We start from the raw sequence: 19,703 nt of genomic DNA, 5'->3' as shown, positions 1-19,703 counted from the left end.
TCCTCTAGTCGAGCTGTTCGGCGATGCTCTGCGGCACCGGGATCTGGATTTCCAACAGTTGCTGGGCGAAGGCTTTGCCTTGCGGATCGATGCGCAGACTGGCCACGCCGCCACCGCCGAGGGCGTTTTCCAATAGAAAATTCAGACTGTGGGTGCCGGGCAGATACCAGCGTTCGACCCGGCCGTGGATCGGGTCGAGTACGTGGCTCATCCAGTCGACAACCACGGCCGGGGTCAGCGCTTCGGCGATCCATGGCAGGTATTCGGGTTTGCGCGGCATCACGCCGATGTTGCTGTGATTGCCCTTGTCACCGGAGCGCGCGACGGCCAGTTTTACCAGCGCCACACTGGCATCGGCGCGGACCTGTGGTTTGGGCGGCTGATGGGGCAGGGGCAAATCCGCGCTGTCGAGTGCGCAGAGCGAAGGCAGGGCGCATGGATAACGTTGACCGGCCATGTCGATCTGTACTGTGCAGGCGCTTTTATCGATCAGGAATGAAAACAGACGAATCAGCGGATACACCGTTGGCCGCCCGCCGACGATGCCGGTCAGCCCCGGCGCCATGCCGGTCGCGGCCTGGGCAATTTCCCGGGAAAACAGTACCAGCGCCTGTTTGCTCGGATGGCGCACGGCGAGCTTGATCACCACTTCGCGGCTGTCGCGGCGCTGGCCGTGGGGGCCGTAGGTGGCTTCGCTGCCGAGCAGTTCGATGTTGATTTCGCTGTAGGGCGCCCAGCCGCGCTGGCTGAACATTTGCGAAGTCTTGTCGATGATCGACTGACTGACGCGCTGCGCTTTTTCCACTGCATCGATACCGGCGATCAGGCAACTGGCGGTGCAACGAAACCCGTCCGGGTAGGTGGCGCTGACCTTGTATTTACCGCTCGGTGGCAGGCCTTTGGCGCCCTGCACGTGCACGGCATTCTTGCCTTGTCGCTGAAGTTTGACCTCGGTGAAATCGCAGACCACGTCGGGCAACAGATAGGCCTGCGGATCGCCGATTTCATAAAGCATTTGCTCGCCGACGGTCAGCGGTGTGACCAGTCCGCCTGAGCCTTCCGGTTTGCTGACGATGAACTGGCCGTCGGCGCTGACTTCCACGATCGGAAAGCCGATGTGCTCGTAATCCGGCACTTCGCGCCAATCGGTGAAATTGCCGCCGGTGCATTGCGCGCCGCATTCGATGATGTGCCCGGCCAATGCGGCCTGGGCGAGTTTGTCGTAGTCGTGCCATGACCAGCCGAATTCATGCACCAGCGCCGCACTGACCACCGCGCTGTCGACCACGCGCCCAGTGATGACAATGTCGGCCCCCAGGCGCAGCGCTTCGGCAATGCCCGGCGCGCCAAGGTAGGCGTTGGTCGACACGCACATTGGCGGCAGCGGGGCGCCGCTGAACATTTCGGTGATGCCGCTGAGCTGTTTGAGCTGTGGTTGCAGGTCATCGCCCAGTAAAACGGCGATTTTCAGTGCGACGCCGGCCTTGTCGCAGGCCGCTTGCAGGGCGGCGGCACAGGCTTGCGGATTGATCCCGCCGGCATTGCTGATCACGCGGATGTTCTGCTCGGCCAGTTGTGGCAGCAGTGGTGTCAGCACGTCGATGAAGTCGCCGGCAAACCCCGCCTGCGGGTCCTTCATGCGTGCCCCGGCCATGATCGACATCGTGATCTCGGCCAGGTAATCGAACACCAGATAATCCAGCTTGCCGCCCTCCACCAGTTGCGCGGCGGCGGTAGACGTATCTCCCCAGAATGCACTGGCGCATCCGATGCGAACGGTGGTGGGCATTTTTATCTCCGACTCAGCAACCTGCGACAGAAGTGTCCTGAGGCTACCAAGCAAGCGCTTGGTTTGTAAACAGTTGAAACTATCTTCTGCCCAAGCGCTTGCTTGGTTGCCGCTGGCGGCTTAAATTGCGCGCAACCCTGCGGTTTCAGGGGGCAACAGACTGATCGACTGTAGGAGAGAACGGGTGGACGAGCAAAAAGCCCTGAGGGTCATGCGCGATTTGGTTGATGAAGGCCAATTGACCGACCCCGACAGCGCCCGCGGCAAATTGCTGCAAGTGGCTGCTCACCTGTTCCGCAACAAAGGCTACGAACGCACCACGGTGCGCGATCTGGCCGGCGCCGTCGGCATTCAGTCGGGAAGCATTTTTCATCACTTCAAAAGCAAGGATGAAATCCTCCGGGCGGTGATGGAAGAAACCATCCGCTACAACACCGCGTTAATGCGGGCAGCCCTGGCCGATGCGGCCAATGTGCGCGAACGCGTGCTGGCGCTGATTCGCTGCGAACTGCAGTCAATCATGGGCGGCAGCGGTGAAGCCATGGCAGTGCTGGTTTATGAGTGGCGTTCGCTGTCCGAAGAAGGCCAGGCCAAAGTGCTGGCACTGCGCGATGTCTACGAGGACATCTGGCTGCAAGTGCTGGGTGAGGCCAAGGACGCAGGATTTATCCGTGGCGATGTATTTATTACCCGACGTTTCCTCACTGGCGCACTGTCCTGGACGACCACCTGGTTCCGTGCCGGCGGCAGTTTGAGCCTCGATCAGTTGGCCGACGAGGCGCTGATTCTGGTCCTCGAAGCGCGTTGAAGCACTTTCTATCCGGCCGGGAAACTGGCTAACTGGGCGAAACCGCCTAGCTTGAATGCATTGATCGGTATTTTTTCGGGGAGTGGGGTGTTTTGAAGTCTTTGCCAATTCGGACGGCCGCGGGGTTGATGCTCGCAGCGCTGGCTGCATTTTGGGTATTGCCCGCTCAGGCAGCGCAATTGGTCCGGGTCGGCGCGGCGCATTTTCCGCCTTACACCGTTCGCCCGGAAAACGGTGCCGACACAGGCCTTCTGCCGCAATTGGTCGAGGCCCTCAATCGCCTGCAAAGCGACTATCAGTTCGTCCTCGTGCCCACCTCGATTCCCCGGCGTTTCGGTGACTTCAAGCAGGGCCGGATCGACATGGCAATTTTCGAGAACCCCGATTGGGGCTGGAAGGAAATTCCCCACACAGATGTCGACATGGGTCTTGAGGATGCGGAAATTTTCGTCGCACAACGCGAAGATGGTCGGCAGCAGAATTATTTCGCCGACCTCACTGGCAAGCGCCTGGCTCTGTTCAGCGGTTATCACTACGAGTTCGCCAACTTCAACGCTGACCCGAAATACCTCGCACAGAATTACAACGCCACGCTGACCTATTCCCACGACAGCAACCTGCTGATGGTGCTGCGCGGGCGTGCCGATGTTGCCCTGGTGACCCGTTCCTATCTGTTCGATTACCTGCTGCGTAACGAAAAAGTGCGCGACGAGTTGCTGGTGTCGCAGCGCATCGATCAGGTCTATCACCATTACGCGATTCTTCGTCCGACCGCGCCGATCACCGGCGCGGCGTTTGGCAAGTTGTTGCAGGGTTTGCGCGACAACGGTGAAATGCTGAAGATTTTCGATCCGTACAAGATTGCCGTAGTGCCGGTGCCTCACCACTGAGGCACCGATTTGCGGGCAAAGCCTAAATTTTCCCTCCCGGATCACGTCCCATCGTTGAACTGTCGACGATTATCGTGAGCCCGACCCATGTCCAATCTGAATGACCTGACTTCCCTGGCCTTGCCTGCGGGCAGTCAACTGATCGCTGATGTCAGCGAAAACCGTCTGAGCCTGAGTCTGGACGGACAACCGCTGATCCGCTTGCGCCTCGATCGAGACGCAAAGGGACCGATCCAGATCGATGAGCGTTTTGCGTTGCCGCCCGGGCAGGCGTTGTGGGCAGCCTGTTACTGGCTGTTCGCACGGGATCCGGCGTGCCGTCAATTGACCTGGCAACTTGATCAGCCACCGACCGAAGCCTTGCTCAGTGGCTTGCTGGTGAGCACCGAAGTGGCCGGCGAATATCGCTGCGAGCGCACGCTGTTCTGGCAGTTGCCGCAACCGTGGCTCGGCACTTCGCTGGCAGGCAGCTATCCGCAGCAAATGGTCATCAGCCAGGGCAAGCGTCATCCGCTGCGGCCGGTCAAACCGCGCGGTGAAGTGTATCGGCGTTTCGATGCCCGTCTTGGTGCGTGGATTTCCCTGCGCACTGTAGAGATCGAAGCAGACCTGTCGCGCTTCAACCGCTGGCAGAACAGCCCGCGCGTTGCCAGTTTCTGGCAGGAAGAGGGCAGCATCGAGAAGCATCGCGAATACCTGAGCAAGCTCGATGCTGACCCGCATACGCTGACGCTGATTGGCTGTTTCGATGATCAGCCGTTTGCCTATTTCGAAGCCTATTGGGCCAAGGAAGACCGCATCGCGCCGTTCTATGATGCCGACAATTATGATCGCGGCATTCACATGCTGGTCGGCGAGGAAGAGCACCGTGGCCCGCATAAAGTGGCGAGCTGGTTATCGGCGCTGGTGCATTACCTGTTTCTGGATGATCCGCGCACTCAGCGCGTGGTCGCCGAGCCGCGGGCCGACAACGCGAAGATGATCGGCCATATGCAGAATCAGTGCTTTCACTGTGAGAAAGAGTTCGACTTCCCGCACAAGCGTGCGGCGCTGATGATGCTGGGGCGTGAGCGGTTTTTTGATCGGTGCAAACTGGCCTGAGGTCGCGGGGCTTGAGATCTATGGCGGATTCAAGTCCGCCTTCGCGAGCAAGCTCGCTCCCACATGGGTTCTGCGTACACAGATCCAATGTGGGAGCGAGCTTGCTCGCGAATGGCTTGACGCCGAATTCAGATCTTAACGACGACCCGCAATCACCGCATCCCGACGACTGCCCGAGACCTTGCGGCAGTGCACTAGTGCATCACGAATCATGAAATTGACCAGGGTTGGCGAAACGCCCAGTTCCTTGGCGATGTCCTTTTGCGGCACGCCGTGCAGCCGGTACATCTCGAACGCATAGCGCGTGCGGCTGGGCAGTTCCGTCAGCGCGTCGGCGATGTTTTCCAGGGTCGAGAAATTGATATGCGAGGTTTCCGGCGAAGCACCCTGGATGACCACATTCAGCCCTTCCTCTTCAGGGCCGGAGTACTTCTGCTCAAGCGCCTGTTTGCGGTAGTGATCGATGGCGAGGTTGCGCACGATCTGGAACAGATAGCTCAGTTGAGCCTTGATCGACGACGTGATCGGTGGCGCCGATTGCAGTCGGAAAAACGCATCCTGCACCACATCTTCGGCGCGCGAACGGCAGCCGGTAATGCGGGCTGCAATCTTGACCAGAATCAGTCGATTGTCGACGAATGCCTGAAGTAGCGGTGAATCGCACTTGCTTGTGGATACTTGTTCCGTCATGGAAATCACCTTGCTGCCAAATAGGTTCGTGGGACGCCTTGGGGGATGGGGGCGTCCTACACATCGAGCGACAAATTATGTTGAATGATAATGATTGTCAATTGAGAAAGAGAAGTAATGCGCCACAAAGGTGCGTTCTGAGAACTGCGACACGCCGCCACACCCCAGCCGCATTGGCTCTCCTGCCCGCCGACTAATTATTTCAAGACGTCATCCGTTCTCATTGGTGAATGGTTCCGGGCGCACAACCCCGGCCACACCACATTCCGCAGCCTTGCGTGGTCGGCACAGACCGCGCCCTGCATGCCCTTCGAGGGGCGTGACGCAGCAACCCGATTCCATTAGCAAGCCGAATTCAGGCAGGAAACCTCATGACCGACGCGTTCGAACTCCCCAGCACCCTGGTCCAAGCCCTCCAGCGCCGCGCGGCCCTGACGCCGGATCGACTGGCCTTGCGTTTTCTCGCCGAAAACGAAGAGCAGGCTGTGGTACTCAGTTATCGTGAGCTGGATGAGCGCGCGCGCACCATTGCGGCAGCGCTGCAAGCCGAGGCTGCCTTTGGTGATCGTGCGGTATTGCTGTTTCCCAGCGGTCCGGATTACGTCGCGGCATTTTTCGGTTGCCTTTACGCCGGCGTGATCGCAGTGCCGGCCTATCCGCCGGAATCCGCGCGCCGTCACCATCAGGAGCGTTTGCTGTCGATCATTGCCGACGCCGAACCGCGTCTGCTGCTGACCAGCGCCGACCTGCGCGACGCCTTGCAGCAGATCGAGGGGGCGCCACCGTTGTTGTGTGTCGACACCCTCGACAAGACACTGGCGCAACACTGGGTTGAACCGAGCCTGCCGCAAGACCACATCGCTTTCCTGCAATACACCTCCGGCTCGACTGCACTGCCCAAAGGCGTGCAAGTCAGCCACGGCAATCTGGTCGCCAACGAACTCCTGATCCGTCACGGTTTCGGCATCGACGTGAACCCTGACGATGTCATCGTCAGCTGGCTGCCGCTGTACCACGACATGGGTTTGATCGGTGGTCTGCTGCAGCCGATTTTCAGCGGCGTGCCATGCATTCTGATGTCGCCGGCGTACTTCCTCGGTCGGCCATTGCGCTGGCTGGAAGCGATCAGCGAATACGGCGGCACCATCAGCGGCGGACCGGACTTCGCCTATCGCTTGTGCAGCGAACGGGTCAGCGAGTCGGCGCTGGAACGTCTCGATCTGAGTCGCTGGCGCGTGGCCTATTCCGGTTCCGAGCCAATCCGTCTCGACACTCTTGAGCGCTTCGCCGAGAAGTTCGCCGCATGCGGTTTCAGTGAGCACAGCTTCATGGCCTCGTACGGTTTGGCCGAAGCCACGCTGTTCGTCGCCGGCACCCCGCGCGGCACCGGCATCCCGGCACTGCGCGTCAATGATCAGGCGCTGGCACAAAACCGCGCCGAGCCGGGCGATGGCAGCCCGATCATGAGTTGCGGCATCAGCCAGCCGGAACACGCGGTGCTGATCGTCGAGCCGAGCAGCCTCGATGAACTGGCCGACAACGCTGTCGGTGAAGTCTGGGCCGCCGGCCCGAGCATCGCCCACGGTTACTGGCGCAACCCCGAAGCCAGTGCCAAGACGTTCGTTCAGCACGCCGGCCGTACCTGGTTGCGCACTGGCGATCTGGGGTTTATGCGCAACGGTGAACTGTTCATCACCGGTCGCCTGAAAGACATGCTGATCGTGCGCGGCCACAACCTGTATCCACAGGACATCGAAAAAACGGTCGAGAACGAAGTGGAAGTGGTGCGCAAGGGCCGCGTCGCTGCGTTCGCGGTCAATCAGGATGGCGAGGAGGGTATCGGCATCGCGGCGGAAATCAGCCGCAGCGTGCAGAAAATCCTCCCGCCGGAGGCGTTGATCAAAGCCATTCGCCAAGCCGTGGCTGAGGCTTGTCAGGAAGCCCCGAGCGTGGTGGTGCTGCTTAATCCCGGCGCCTTGCCGAAAACTTCCAGTGGCAAATTGCAGCGCTCGGCGTGCCGTAATCGTCTGGCCGATGGCAGCCTCGACAGCTACGCGGTGTTCCCGTCGAGCACCGCTGAAAGCCAGGACGCAGTCACCAGCGCCTCAGAACTTGAAGCCTTGATCGGCAAAATCTGGGCTGAGCAACTCAACGTCAAACAGGTCAATGCCGACGACCACTTCTTCCTGCTCGGCGGCAACTCGATCGCCGCTACGCAAGTGGTCGCCCGCGTGCGTGAAGAACTCGCGCTTGAGCTGAACCTGCGCCTGTTGTTCGAAGCTCCGACCTTGGCTGCGTTCGCCGCAGCCGTTGCGCAACAGCAGCAGGACGGCGGCAGCGCCCAAGGTGCAATCTCCGTGTTGTCGCGCAGCGAGCCGATGCCGCAATCGCTGGCGCAAAACCGTTTGTGGATCACCTGGCAACTCGACCCACAGAGCAGCGCCTATAACATTCCCGGTGCCCTGCGTTTGCGTGGCGAACTGGACGAAGACGCTTTGCGTGCCAGCTTCCAGCAACTGATCGAACGCCACGAATCCCTGCGCACGCGTTTCTTCGAGCGCGACGGCGTGGCTCTGCAACAAGTGACTGCCGGCACCGAATTCAACCTGCAACTGATCGACATCAGCGACTTGCCGGCGCCTGAGCGCGAGGCCCGTGCGCAACAAATCCGCGAAGACGAAGCACGCACCCGGTTCGACCTGGAAAAAGGTCCGCTGCTGCGGGTGACGCTGGTGCGCCTCGATGATGAGGATCACCAATTGCTGGTGACGCTGCACCACATCATTGCCGACGGCTGGTCGCTGAACGTACTGATCGATGAATTCTCGCGCCTGTACGCCGCCGCTTCGCAAGGGCTGACGGCCAACCTCGCGCCATTGCCAACCCAGTACGCCGACTACGGCAGCTGGCAGCGTCAATGGCTGGCGCAAGGCGAGAGCGCGCGGCAACTGGCCTGGTGGAAAGCGCAGTTGGGCGACGAGCATCCAGCGCTGGAACTGGCCACCGATTACCCACGCTCCGCCAAGCAAACTCACAGCGCCGCACGTCACACCGTGCGTCTGGGCGCGAGCCTCAGCGATGCGATCCGTAACACGGCACAGGCTCAGCAATCGACCCCGTTCATGCTGTTGCTCGCGGCATTCCAGAGCCTGCTGCATCGCTACAGCGGTCAGCGCGACATCCGCATCGGCGTACCGAACGCCAACCGTCCACGCCTGGAAACCCAGGGCCTGATCGGCTTCTTCATCAACACCCAAGTGCTGCGTGCAGAGATTGATTCGCGCCTGTCATTCGTTGCGCTGTTGGCCCAGACCCGCAACGCCGCACTCGGTGCCCAGGCGAATCAGGATCTGCCCTTCGAACAACTCCTCGAAGCCTTCCCGCAGGCCCGCGAACAAGGTCTGTTCCAGGTCATGTTCAACCACCAGCAACGTGATTTGAGTGCGCTCAAACGTCTGCCGGGTCTGCTCGCCGAAGAACTGCCGTGGCACAGCCGCGAAGCCAAGTTCGATTTGCAATTGCACAGCGAAGAAGATCGCAACGGTCGCCTGACCCTGTCGTTCGACTACGCCAGCGAACTGTTCGATGTGGCGACCATCGAGCGTCTGGCCGAGCATTTCAGCAACCTGTTGCGCGACGTCTGCGAACGTCCGGAGCAAGCCATCGGTGATCTGCAACTGCTGACCGCCACTGAGCACGATCAGCAACAGCACTGGGGCGTTGCGCCATGTACCCCGGCGCAACAATGGCTGCCAGAACTGCTCAACGAACAGGCGCGCCTGACCCCGGAACGCACCGCGCTGGTGTGGGACGGTGGCAGCCTCGATTTCGCCGAACTGCACACGCAAGCCAACCGCCTTGCGCATTACCTGCGCGATAAAGGCGTCGGCCCGGATGTCTGCGTGGCCATCGCCGCCGAGCGTTCGCCACAACTGCTGATCGGCCTGCTGGCGATCATCAAGGCCGGCGGCGCCTATGTGCCACTGGACCCGGATTATCCGGCCGATCGTCTGGCTTACATGCTCCGTGACAGCGGCGTCGAACTGCTGCTGACCCAGACCGAATTGCTCGGCCGCTTGCCGGCCAGCGCCGGCGTCAGTGTCATTGCCATGGACGCGTTGCACCTGGAAAACTGGCCGAGCCAGGCACCGGGTCTGCACCTGCACGGCGATAATCTCGCCTATGTGATTTACACCTCGGGTTCCACCGGCCAGCCGAAAGGCGTCGGCAACACCCACGCGGCACTGGCCGAGCGTCTGCAATGGATGCAGAACACCTACCGCCTCGATGAAACCGATGTGCTGATGCAAAAGGCACCGATCAGTTTCGACGTGTCGGTGTGGGAATGCTTCTGGCCACTGATCACCGGCGCGCGTCTGTTGATCGCCGGCCCCGGTGAACATCGCGATCCACATCGCATTGCCCAACTGGTTCAGGCCTATGGCGTGACCACGCTGCACTTTGTACCGCCGCTGCTCGCGCTGTTCATCGACGAACCACTGAGCGCCGAATGCACCAGCCTGCGCCGGGTGTTCTCTGGCGGTGAAGCGTTGCCAGCCGAACTGCGCAACCGCATCCTCGCGCAGCTGCCGGCGCTGCAATTGCACAACCGTTACGGCCCGACTGAAACCGCGATCAACGTCACCCACTGGCATTGCACCACTGCCGATGGTGAGCGCTCGCCGATCGGTCGTCCGCTGGGCAACGTGATCTGCCGCGTGCTCGACGCCGATCTCAATCCGCTGCCGGCCGGTGTGCCGGGTGAACTGTGCATCAGCGGCATCGGTCTGGCTCGCGGTTACCTTGGTCGTCCATCGATGACCGCTGAACGCTTTGTGGTCGATCCATTGGGCGAGCAGGGCGCGCGGTTGTACCGCACCGGCGACCGTGCGCGCTGGACATCCGATGGCGTGATTGAATACCTCGGCCGCCTCGATCAGCAAGTCAAGCTGCGTGGCTTCCGCGTCGAACCGGAAGAAATCGAAGCACGCTTGCTCGCCCAGGACGGCGTCGCCCAAGCCGTGGTGCTGGTGCGCGAAACTGCTGCCGGTGCGCAGCTGATCGGCTACTTCACCGCGACCGATGCCAGTGAAAATCCTGACGAGCAAATCACGCGCCTGAGAACTGCGCTGGCCGCCGAGCTGCCGGAATACATGGTCCCGGCGCAACTGATGCGTCTGGATGCCATGCCCCTCAGCCCCAGCGGCAAACTCGACCGCCGCGCCTTGCCCGAGCCGCAATGGCAAGTGCGTGAACACGTCGAACCGATCACTGCACTGGAACAGCAGATCGCCGCGATCTGGCGCGAAGTGCTCGGTCTGCCTCAAGTCGGCCTGCGTGACGACTTCTTCGCCCTTGGTGGCCACTCGCTGCTGGCCACGCAAATCATCTCGCGTACTCGTCAGGCCTGCGACGTCGAGCTGCCGTTGCGCGCCTTGTTCGAACACAGCGAACTGGCTGATTTTGCCGAACAGATCCGCCTGATCCAGGCCAGCGGTCGCACCAATAAACAACCGCCGATCGACAAGGTCGACCGCAGCCAACCGGTGCCGTTGTCGTACTCGCAACAGCGCATGTGGTTCCTCTGGCAGATGGAGCCGGACAGCCCGGCGTACAACGTTGGCGGCATGGCGCGCCTGCGCGGCGTCTTGCATGTCGAGTGTTTCGAGGCCGCGTTGCAAGCGCTGATCCTGCGTCACGAAACCCTGCGCACCACCTTCCCGAGTGTCGACGGCGTCGCCCGCCAACAAGTGCATGGCGAAACCGGTGTGCGCATGGGCTGGAAGGATTTCTCAAAACTAGCCGCCGATGTGCGTGAGCAAAAGGTTCAGCAACTGGCCGATGACGAAGCTCATCTGCCGTTCGATCTGGAAACCGGCCCGCTGCTGCGCGCCTGTCTGGTGAAGACTGCCGAGCAAGAACATTACTTTGTCCTGACCCTGCACCACATCGTCACCGAAGGCTGGGCGATGGACATTTTCGCCCGGGAACTCAGTGCGCTGTACGAAGCCTTTGTCGATGACCGTGATTCGCCGCTTGAGCCGCTGCCGGTGCAGTATCTCGACTACAGCGTCTGGCAGCGCAACTGGCTGGAATCCGGCGAGCGTCAGCGTCAGCTCGACTACTGGACCGCGCAACTCGGCCGTGAGCATCCGCTGCTGGAATTGCCGGGCGACCGTCCGCGTCCCCCAGTGCAAAGCCATCAGGGTGAGCTGTTCCGTTTCGACCTCAGCGACGATCTTGCCGCGCGGGTTCGTGCGTTCAATGCGCAAAACGGTCTGACCCTGTTCATGACCATGACCGCCGCGCTTGCCACGCTGCTTTACCGCTACAGCGGCCAGACCGATCTGCGCATTGGCGCGCCGGTGGCCAACCGCATTCGCCCGGAAAGTGAAGGGTTGATCGGTGCGTTCCTCAACACCCAAGTGCTGCGCTGCCAGCTCGACGGCATGATGTCGGTCGGCGAACTGTTCGAGCAGGTGCGTCACACCGTGATCGAAGGCCAGTCGCATCAGGATCTGCCATTCGATCATCTGGTTGAAGCCTTGCAACCGCCGCGCAGCGCTGCGTACAACCCGCTGTTTCAGGTGATGTGCAACGTGCAGCGCTGGGAATTCCAGCAGAGCCGCATGCTCGCCGGCATGACTGTCGAATATCTGGCTAACGATGCGCGGGCGACCAAGTTCGACCTCAATCTGGAAGTCACCGACCTCGACCATCGCCTCGGTTGCTGCCTGACTTACAGCACCGATCTGTTCGACGAGCCGACCATCGCGCGCATGGCCAAGCATTGGCGCAATCTGCTCGCAGCGCTGATCGCCGATCCGCAGCAGCGCCTCAGTGAATTGCCGCTGCTCGATGCGCCTGAGCAACAGCACCTGCTCGACAGCCTCGGCATCGAGTCGGGCGAGCATCGTCTCGATCAGTGCATCCATCACCTGTTCGCCGAACAGGCGCTGGCCCGCAAAGACGCGCCGGCCCTGACCTTCGCCGGGCAGACCCTGAGCTACGCCGAACTCGACGCCCGCGCCAATCGTCTGGCCTGGGCCTTGCGTGAGCGCGGTGTCGGCCCGCAAGTGCGGGTCGGTCTGGCACTGGAGCGTTCACTGGAAATGGTCATCGGCCTGCTGGCGATTCTCAAGGCTGGCGGTGCGTATGTGCCGCTGGACCCGGAATACCCGCTCGACCGTCTGCATTACATGATCGAAGACAGCCGCATCGGCCTGCTGCTCAGTGATCGCGCCATGTTCAAAGCCCTTGGCGATCTGCCGCCAAGTGTGGCGCGCTGGTGCCTGGAGGAGGACAGTGCGGCACTCGCCGCTTACCCGGCCAGCGAGCTGCCGTTTATCAGTCTGCCGCAGCATCAGGCGTACCTGATTTACACCTCGGGTTCGACCGGCAAACCGAAAGGCGTGGTGGTTTCCCACGGCGAAATCGCTATGCATTGCCAGGCCGTGATTGAGCGGTTTGGCATGCGCCCGGATGACTGCGAATTGCACTTCTATTCGATCAACTTCGACGCCGCCACCGAGCGCCTGTTGGTGCCGTTGCTCAGCGGTGCGCAAGTGGTGTTACGTGCGCAGGGTCAGTGGGACGCGGAAGAAATCTGCGATTTGATCCGTATGCACAAAATCAACGTGCTCGGTTTCACCCCGAGCTACGGCAGTCAGTTGGCGCAGTTCCTCTCGACGCAAAACGAAATCCTGCCGGTGCGGATGATCATCACCGGTGGCGAAGCATTGACCGGTGAACACCTGCAACGGATTCGCGCGGCGTTCAAACCATCGATGTTTTTCAACGCTTACGGCCCGACGGAAACCGTGGTCATGCCCCTGGCCAGTCTGGCGCCGGAGGTGCTGGAAGAGGGCGCCGGCAGTGTGCCGATCGGCAGCGTGATTGGCGCGCGCGTGGCGTACATTCTCGACGCCGATCTGGCGCTGGTGCCGCAAGGTGCGACCGGTGAATTGTTCGTCGGCGGTGCCGGTCTGGCGCAGGCTTATCACGATCGTCCGGGTATCACCGCCGAGCGTTTTGTCGCTGACCCGTTCGCCACCGATGGCGGGCGCATGTATCGCACTGGCGACCTGGTACGCCAGCGTGCCGATGGTTTGGTGGAATATTTGGGACGAATCGACCATCAAGTGAAAATCCGTGGATTCCGTATCGAACTGGGCGAAATCGAAACGCGTCTGCTCGATCACGACTCGATCCGCGAAGCCGTGGTGCTCGCCCTCGATGTGCCAAGCGGCAGACAACTGGTTGGTTACCTCGTCACCGAGGTCGCCGAACAAAGCGAAGCCAGACAGGCTGAACTGCGCGAAGCCCTGAAATCGCACCTCAAGGCGCAATTGCCGGATTACATGGTGCCGACCCACCTGATTCTGCTGGCGAGCATGCCGCTGACCGCCAACGGCAAACTCGACCGTCGCGCCTTGCCGGCGCCGGACCCTGAGTTGAATCGTCAGGACTACGTCGCGCCGAGCAATGAGCTGGAAATCAGCTTGGCGCAGATCTGGTGCGAAGTGCTCAACGTCGAGCAGGTCGGCCTCAACGACAACTTCTTCGAACTCGGTGGCGACTCGATTCTGTCGATTCAAGTGGTCAGCCGTGCGCGTCAGCAAGGCATTCATTTCAGCCCGCGTGATCTGTTCCAGCATCAGACCGTGCAAACCCTCGCCGCTGTGGCCAGTCGTACCGAGCAGGTGACGGCCGAGCAAGGCCTGGTGGCTGGCGAATCGGCCCTGACGCCGATTCAACATTGGTTCTTCGACACGGAAATCCCAGAGCGTCAACACTGGAACCAGGCGTTGTTACTGGAGCCGACTGTGGCGCTGGAGCCGCACCGTCTGGAGCAGGCGCTGCTGGCGGTGATCGAGCAGCATGACGCCTTGCGTCTGCGCTTCAGCGAGGCCGACGGCCAATGGCAAGCGACGCATCAACCGGTCTCCGATGCGGTGGTGTTGTGGCAAGTGCGCGTGACCTCGATGGACAAGTGTGAAGCACTGTTCGCTGATGCCCAGCGCAGTCTCGATCTTGAACAAGGCCCGTTGGTGCGTGCCGTGCTGGTCGATGGCCCTGAAGGTCAACAACGCCTGTTTATCGCCATCCATCACTTGGTCGTCGACGGCGTGTCGTGGCGCGTTCTGCTCGACGATCTGCAAACGGTGTATCGCCAACTCGACGCCGAACAAGCGGTGAAACTGCCGGCGAAAACCAGTGCCTTCAAAGACTGGGCGGCACGTTTGCAGGCCTACGCCGGCAGCGAATCCCTGCGCGAAGAACTCGACTGGTGGCAGACCCAACTGGCCGGGCCGAACGCTGATCTGCCCTGCGAAAATCCACAGGGCGGCCAGCAGAATCGTCACGCACAAACCGTCAGCGTGCGCCTCGATGCCGAGCAAACGCGGCAGTTGCTGCAACAAGCTCCGAGCGCTTATCGCACTCAGGTCAATGACCTGTTGCTGACCGCATTGGCGCGCGTACTCTGCCGCTGGAGTGGGCAACCGTCGGCGCTGATTCAACTGGAAGGTCACGGCCGCGAAACCCTGTTCGACGAGATCGACCTGACCCGCACTGTCGGCTGGTTCACCAGCGCTTACCCGTTGCGTCTGACCCCGCACAACATCGAAGAAGCTGCGGGGCAGGGCGCTTCGATCAAGGCGATCAAAGAACAACTGCGCGCCGTGCCGCACAAAGGCCTCGGCTACGGCGTGCTGCGTTATCTCGCCGATGACCTCAGCCAGCGCAGCATGGCCGCGCTGCCAAACGCGCCGGTCACCTTCAACTACCTCGGCCAGTTCGACCAGAGCTTTGGCAGCGATGCGCTGTTCCGTCCGCTGGACGAGCCGGTCGGTGCCGCTCACGATCCGCAGGCGCCGTTGCCGAATGAATTGAGCATCGACAGCCAGGTTTACGGCGGTGAATTGCTCCTGCGCTGGACCTACAGCGCCGAGCGTTACGAGGCGCAGACCATCAACGATCTGGCCGATGCCTATTTGGGTGAACTGCAAAGCCTGATCGCCCATTGCCTGCAAGACGAGGCCGGTGGCCTGACGCCATCGGACTTCCCGCTGGCCAGGCTGACCCAGGCGCAACTCGATGCCTTGCCAGTGCCGGCCGCGCACATCGAAGACGTTTATCCGCTGACGCCGATGCAGGAAGGCATGTTGCTGCACACCTTGCTCGAACCGGGCACTGGCCTGTACTACATGCAGGATCGCTACCGCATCAACAGCGAACTCGACCCGCAGCGTTTCGCTCAGGCCTGGCAAGCGGTGGTCGCCCGTCACGAAGCGCTGCGAGCCTCGTTCTGCTGGAACGTCGGCGAAGACATGCTGCAAGTGATTCATACGCCGGGTCGTACGCCAATCGAATATCTGGACTGGAGCGCCATTGCTGAAAACGAGCAGGAACCGAAGCTGCAAGCCCTGCTGAAAAGCGAGCGCGAGGCCGGTTTCGATCTGCTCAATCAGGCGCCGTTCCACCTGCGCCTGATCAAGGTCGGCGCGGCGCGTTACTGGTTCATGATGAGCAACCACCACATCCTCATCGATGCCTGGTGCCGCTCGTTGCTGATGAACGACTTCTTCGAGATTTACACCGCGCTGGGTGAGGGTCGTGAAGCGCAACTCGCTGTACCACCGCGTTACCGCGATTACATTGGCTGGCTGCAACGTCAAAGCCTCGCCGAAGCGCGGCAGTGGTGGCAGCAGAACCTGCAAGGGTTCGAGCGCACCACGCCGATTCCGAGCGACCGTCCGTTCCTGCGTGAACATGCCGGTGAGAGCGGCGGCATGATCGTCGGCGACCGCTACACGCGCCTCAATGTCGAGGACGGTGCGCGTCTGCGGGAACTGGCGCAGGCCCATCAACTGACCATCAACACCTTCGCCCAAGCGGCGTGGGCGCTGGTGCTGCGCCGTCTGAGCGGTGATCGTGATGTGCTGTTCGGCGTTACCGTGGCCGGGCGTCCGGTGGACATGCCGGAGATGCAACGCACCGTCGGCCTGTTCATCAACAGCATCGCGCTGCGGGTGCAGATGCCGGCTGATGATGAACGCAGCAGCGTGCGTCAGTGGTTGAGTGGTCTGCTCGACAGCAACATGCAACTGCGCGAGTACGAATACCTGCCGCTGGTGAACATTCAGGAACAAAGCGAATTGCCGAAAGGCCAGCCGCTGTTCGACAGCCTGTTCGTCTTCGAAAATGCCCCGGTGGAAGTCTCGGTACTGGACCGTGCGCAGAGCCTCAATGCGACCTCGGACTCGGGCCGTACCCACACCAACTTCCCGCTGACGGCGGTGTGCTACCCGGGCGATGACCTTGGCCTGCACCTGTCGTATGACCAGCGTTATTTCGACGAATCGACCATCGAACGCATGCTCGGCGAGTTCAAGCGTCTGCTGCTGGCGCTGGTCGATGGCTTCCATGGCGACATGGCCGATCTGCCGCTGCTGGGTGCCGAGGAACAGGACTTCCTGCTGCACGGTTGCAACCAGAGTGCCCACGATTATCCACTGGAGCAGAGCTACGTGGCGCTGTTTGAAGCGCAGGTTGTCGCGCATCCGCAGCGCATCGCCGCCAGTTGCCTGGATCAGCAACAGAGCTATGCCGAGCTGAACCACAACGCCAACCGTCTCGGCCATGCACTGGTCGCCGCCGGTGTGCAGATGGATCAACCGGTGGCCTTGCTCGGCGAACGCAATCTCGATCTGCTCGGCATGATCATCGGCAGCTTCAAGGCTGGCGCGGGTTATCTGCCGCTGGATCCGGGCCTGCCGAGTCAGCGTCTGCAACGCATCATCGAGCTGAGCCGCACGCCGGTGCTGGTCTGCTCCAAAGCATGCCTTGAGCAGGCGCAGACCTTGCTGGATGAATTCAGCTGCGCCAATCGCCCGCGCTTGCTGGTGTGGGAAGAGATTCAAGCGGCGGCGACATCGGCGCAGAACCTCGGCATTTACAGCGGCCCGGACAACCTCGCTTACGTGATCTACACCTCGGGTTCGACCGGCCTGCCGAAAGGCGTAATGGTCGAACAGCGCGGCATGCTCAATAACCAGTTGAGCAAGGTGCCGTATCTGAACCTGAGCGACGCCGATGTGATTGCGCAGACTGCTTCGCAAAGCTTCGATATTTCGGTCTGGCAATTCCTTGCCGCGCCATTATTCGGCGCGCGGGTGGACATCGTGCCGAACACCATCGCCCACGATCCGCAAGGTTTGTTGGTGCACGTGCAAGCGCAGGGCATCACCGTGCTGGAGAGTGTGCCGTCGCTGATTCAGGGCATGCTCGCCTCGGATCGCCTGAGTCTGGATGGCTTGCGCTGGATGCTGCCGACCGGTGAAGCAATGCCGCCGGAGCTGGCGCACCAATGGCTGCTGCGTTATCCGGACATTGGTTTGGTCAACGCGTACGGCCCGGCGGAGTGCTCGGACGACGTGGCGTTCTTCCGTGTCGACATGGCGTCGACGCGCGGCAGTTACTTGCCGATCGGCACGCCGACCGACAACAACTTGCTCTATCTGGTCGATGGCGCGCTGGAACTGGTGCCGTTGGGCGCAGTGGGTGAGTTGTGTGTTGCCGGGACCGGCGTCGGGCGCGGCTATGTCAGCGATCCGCTGCGCACTGCGCCAGTGTTTGTGCCGAACCCGTTCGGTGCGCCGGGCGAGCGTCTGTATCGCACCGGTGACCTGGCGCGGCGTCGCAGCGACGGTGTGCTGGAGTACGTTGGCCGGGTCGATCACCAAGTGAAGATTCGCGGTTATCGCATCGAGCTGGGTGAGATCGAAGCGCGCCTGCATGAACAGCCGGAAGTACGCGATGGCGCGGTCGCTGTGCAGGAGGGCGTCAACGGTAAACACTTGGTCGGTTATCTGGTTGCGGCCGATTCGGCACTCAATCCGAGTGATCGACTGGAGCGGATCAAACAGCGCCTGCGCGCCGAACTACCGGAGTACATGGTGCCGCTGCACTGGTTGTGGCTCGAGCAAATGCCGCTGAATCCCAATGGCAAGCTCGATCGCAAAGCCTTGCCGGCGCTGGAGATCGGCCAGTTGCAGAGCGAGGATTATCTGGCCCCGCGCAACGAACTGGAGCAGACCTTGGCGGCTGTCTGGGCCGAGGTGCTGAAGGTCGAAAAGGTCGGTGTACGTGACAACTTCTTCGAACTGGGCGGGCATTCGTTGCTGGCCACGCAGATCGCCTCGCGGGTGCAGAAAACCCTGCAGCGGGATGTGCCGCTGCGGGCGATGTTCGAGTGCAGCACGGTGGAGGAACTGGCCGAGTACATCGATGGACTGGCGGCGAGTGATATCACCGAGGAGAAGGTTGATCGGTTAAATGATCTGATGGCGGAGCTGGAGGGCCTTTAGTTCTTTAGCGCCTGCATTGGCCTCATCGCGAGCAGGCTCACTCCTACATTTGGAATGCGTTCCCCTGTAGGAGTGAGCCTGCTCGCGATGAGGCCGGTACATTCATGTACATTACCAAGGTTGACGATAAAGAACCGGCAGCTCAGTCTGCCGGTTCTCTTTTTTTGTCGCGGGGGTGGTCGATGCCTTTTTTCACGGTGGACGGACAAGCGCTGCATTACATTGATCAAGGCTCAGGCCCGGCGGTGTTGCTGGCCGGCAGCTATCTGTGGGATCAGGCCATGTGGGCACCGCAGATTGCCGCTTTGTCGCCGCACTATCGGGTGATTGCGCTGGACCTGTGGGGCCATGGCGAGTCAGGGCGGTTGCCTGAAGGCACGGCATCACTGGATGACATAGCCCGTCAGGCGCAGGCTTTGCTCGATCATCTGGACATCGATCAGATCACCCTCGTCGGGCTGTCGGTCGGCGGCATGTGGGGCGTGCGTCTGGCGTTGTCGGCACCGCAGCGGATCAACGGTCTGGTGTTGATGGACACCTATGTCGGCGTCGAACCTGAACCCACCCGTCAGTATTACTTTTCGCTGTTCAAGCAAATTGAGGAAACCGGCGAAATCTCCGAGCAACTACTGGATATCGTCGTACCGATCTTCTTCCGTCCGGGCATCGATCCGCAGTCGGCGCTGTATCAGGATTTCCGCGCGAAACTGGCGGCGTACTCTTCGGATCGGCTGCGCGAAAGCATCGTACCGATGGGGCGTATCACCTTTGGCCGTGATGATTTGTTGCCACGGCTGGGCGAATTGAACGCAGCGACCACGCTGGTCATGTGCGGCGATCAGGACAAGCCGCGACCACCGTCGGAAACGCAGGAAATGGCTGAGTTGATCGGTTGCCCGTGGGTGCTGGTGCCGGAGGCGGGGCATATCTCCAATCTGGAGAATCCGCAGTTTGTCACCGAGGTGTTGTTTACCTTCCTCAGCGCGCGCAACCGTTAAACCGAGTGATCTTCAATCGCGAGCAGGCTCACTCCTACATTTGGAATGCATTCCCCT

The 19,703-nt window shown here is 61.2% G+C and carries 7 protein-coding genes; 5 read left to right on the top strand and 2 right to left on the bottom strand.

Translation table 11 applies throughout. From position 1 onward, the window contains the following. Positions 1 to 4: 4 nt before the first annotated feature. Positions 5 to 1,789 (bottom strand): acyclic terpene utilization AtuA family protein, encoded by a 1,785-nt coding sequence (locus H8F23_RS07955; RefSeq protein ID WP_194933972.1) that lies wholly within the window; start codon positions 1,787 to 1,789, stop codon positions 5 to 7. Between the two features lie 184 nt (positions 1,790 to 1,973). Between H8F23_RS07955 and H8F23_RS07950 the strand changes: the two genes are divergently transcribed. The 3 genes from H8F23_RS07950 (at position 1,974) to H8F23_RS07940 (ending at position 4,588) form a co-directional block, all read left to right on the top strand. Next, positions 1,974 to 2,597, top strand: a complete 624-nt coding sequence (locus tag H8F23_RS07950) for a TetR/AcrR family transcriptional regulator (protein ID WP_093435063.1) — start codon at positions 1,974 to 1,976, stop codon at positions 2,595 to 2,597. 92 nt (positions 2,598 to 2,689) lie between these two features. Beyond that, positions 2,690 to 3,487 (top strand): substrate-binding periplasmic protein, encoded by a 798-nt coding sequence (locus tag H8F23_RS07945; RefSeq protein ID WP_093435061.1) that lies wholly within the window; start codon positions 2,690 to 2,692, stop codon positions 3,485 to 3,487. Positions 3,488 to 3,574: 87 nt separating this feature from the next. Beyond that, a complete protein-coding gene (locus H8F23_RS07940; protein WP_194933971.1) occupies positions 3,575 to 4,588 on the top strand; it encodes a GNAT family N-acetyltransferase in 1,014 nt (337 codons plus the stop codon). A gap of 135 nt (positions 4,589 to 4,723) precedes the next feature. On the opposite strand, the gene H8F23_RS07935 is transcribed toward H8F23_RS07940, so the two are convergent. Then, a complete protein-coding gene (locus H8F23_RS07935) occupies positions 4,724 to 5,278 on the bottom strand; it encodes an RNA polymerase factor sigma-70 (RefSeq protein ID WP_141127401.1) in 555 nt (184 codons plus the stop codon). A gap of 371 nt (positions 5,279 to 5,649) precedes the next feature. On the opposite strand from H8F23_RS07935, the gene H8F23_RS07930 reads away from it, so the two are divergent. After that, a complete protein-coding gene (locus H8F23_RS07930) occupies positions 5,650 to 18,648 on the top strand; it encodes a non-ribosomal peptide synthetase (protein ID WP_194933970.1) in 12,999 nt (4,332 codons plus the stop codon). 182 nt (positions 18,649 to 18,830) lie between these two features. Further along, positions 18,831 to 19,646 carry an alpha/beta fold hydrolase gene (locus H8F23_RS07925; protein ID WP_194933969.1) on the top strand — a complete coding sequence of 272 codons (816 nt, stop codon included), beginning with the start codon at positions 18,831 to 18,833 and terminating at the stop codon, positions 19,644 to 19,646. The last annotated feature ends 57 nt before the right edge of the window (positions 19,647 to 19,703 follow it).

This window comes from Pseudomonas neuropathica, assembly GCF_015461835.1.
In the GTDB taxonomy this organism is placed as follows: domain Bacteria; phylum Pseudomonadota; class Gammaproteobacteria; order Pseudomonadales; family Pseudomonadaceae; genus Aquipseudomonas; species Aquipseudomonas neuropathica.
The sequence above is the reverse complement of the archived record's forward strand: the minus strand, read 5'-3'. Positions and strand labels throughout refer to the sequence as shown.

Excerpts from the sequence above, each read along its gene's own strand:
- H8F23_RS07955 (WP_194933972.1), bottom strand. The coding sequence starts at position 1,789 with ATGCCCACCACCGTTCGCATCGGATGCGCCAGTGCATTCTGGGGAGAT.
- H8F23_RS07940 (WP_194933971.1), top strand. The coding sequence starts at position 3,575 with ATGTCCAATCTGAATGACCTGACTTCCCTGGCCTTGCCTGCGGGCAGT.
- H8F23_RS07935 (WP_141127401.1), bottom strand. The coding sequence starts at position 5,278 with ATGACGGAACAAGTATCCACAAGCAAGTGCGATTCACCGCTACTTCAG.
- H8F23_RS07930 (WP_194933970.1), top strand. The coding sequence starts at position 5,650 with ATGACCGACGCGTTCGAACTCCCCAGCACCCTGGTCCAAGCCCTCCAG.
- H8F23_RS07925 (WP_194933969.1), top strand. The coding sequence starts at position 18,831 with ATGCCTTTTTTCACGGTGGACGGACAAGCGCTGCATTACATTGATCAA.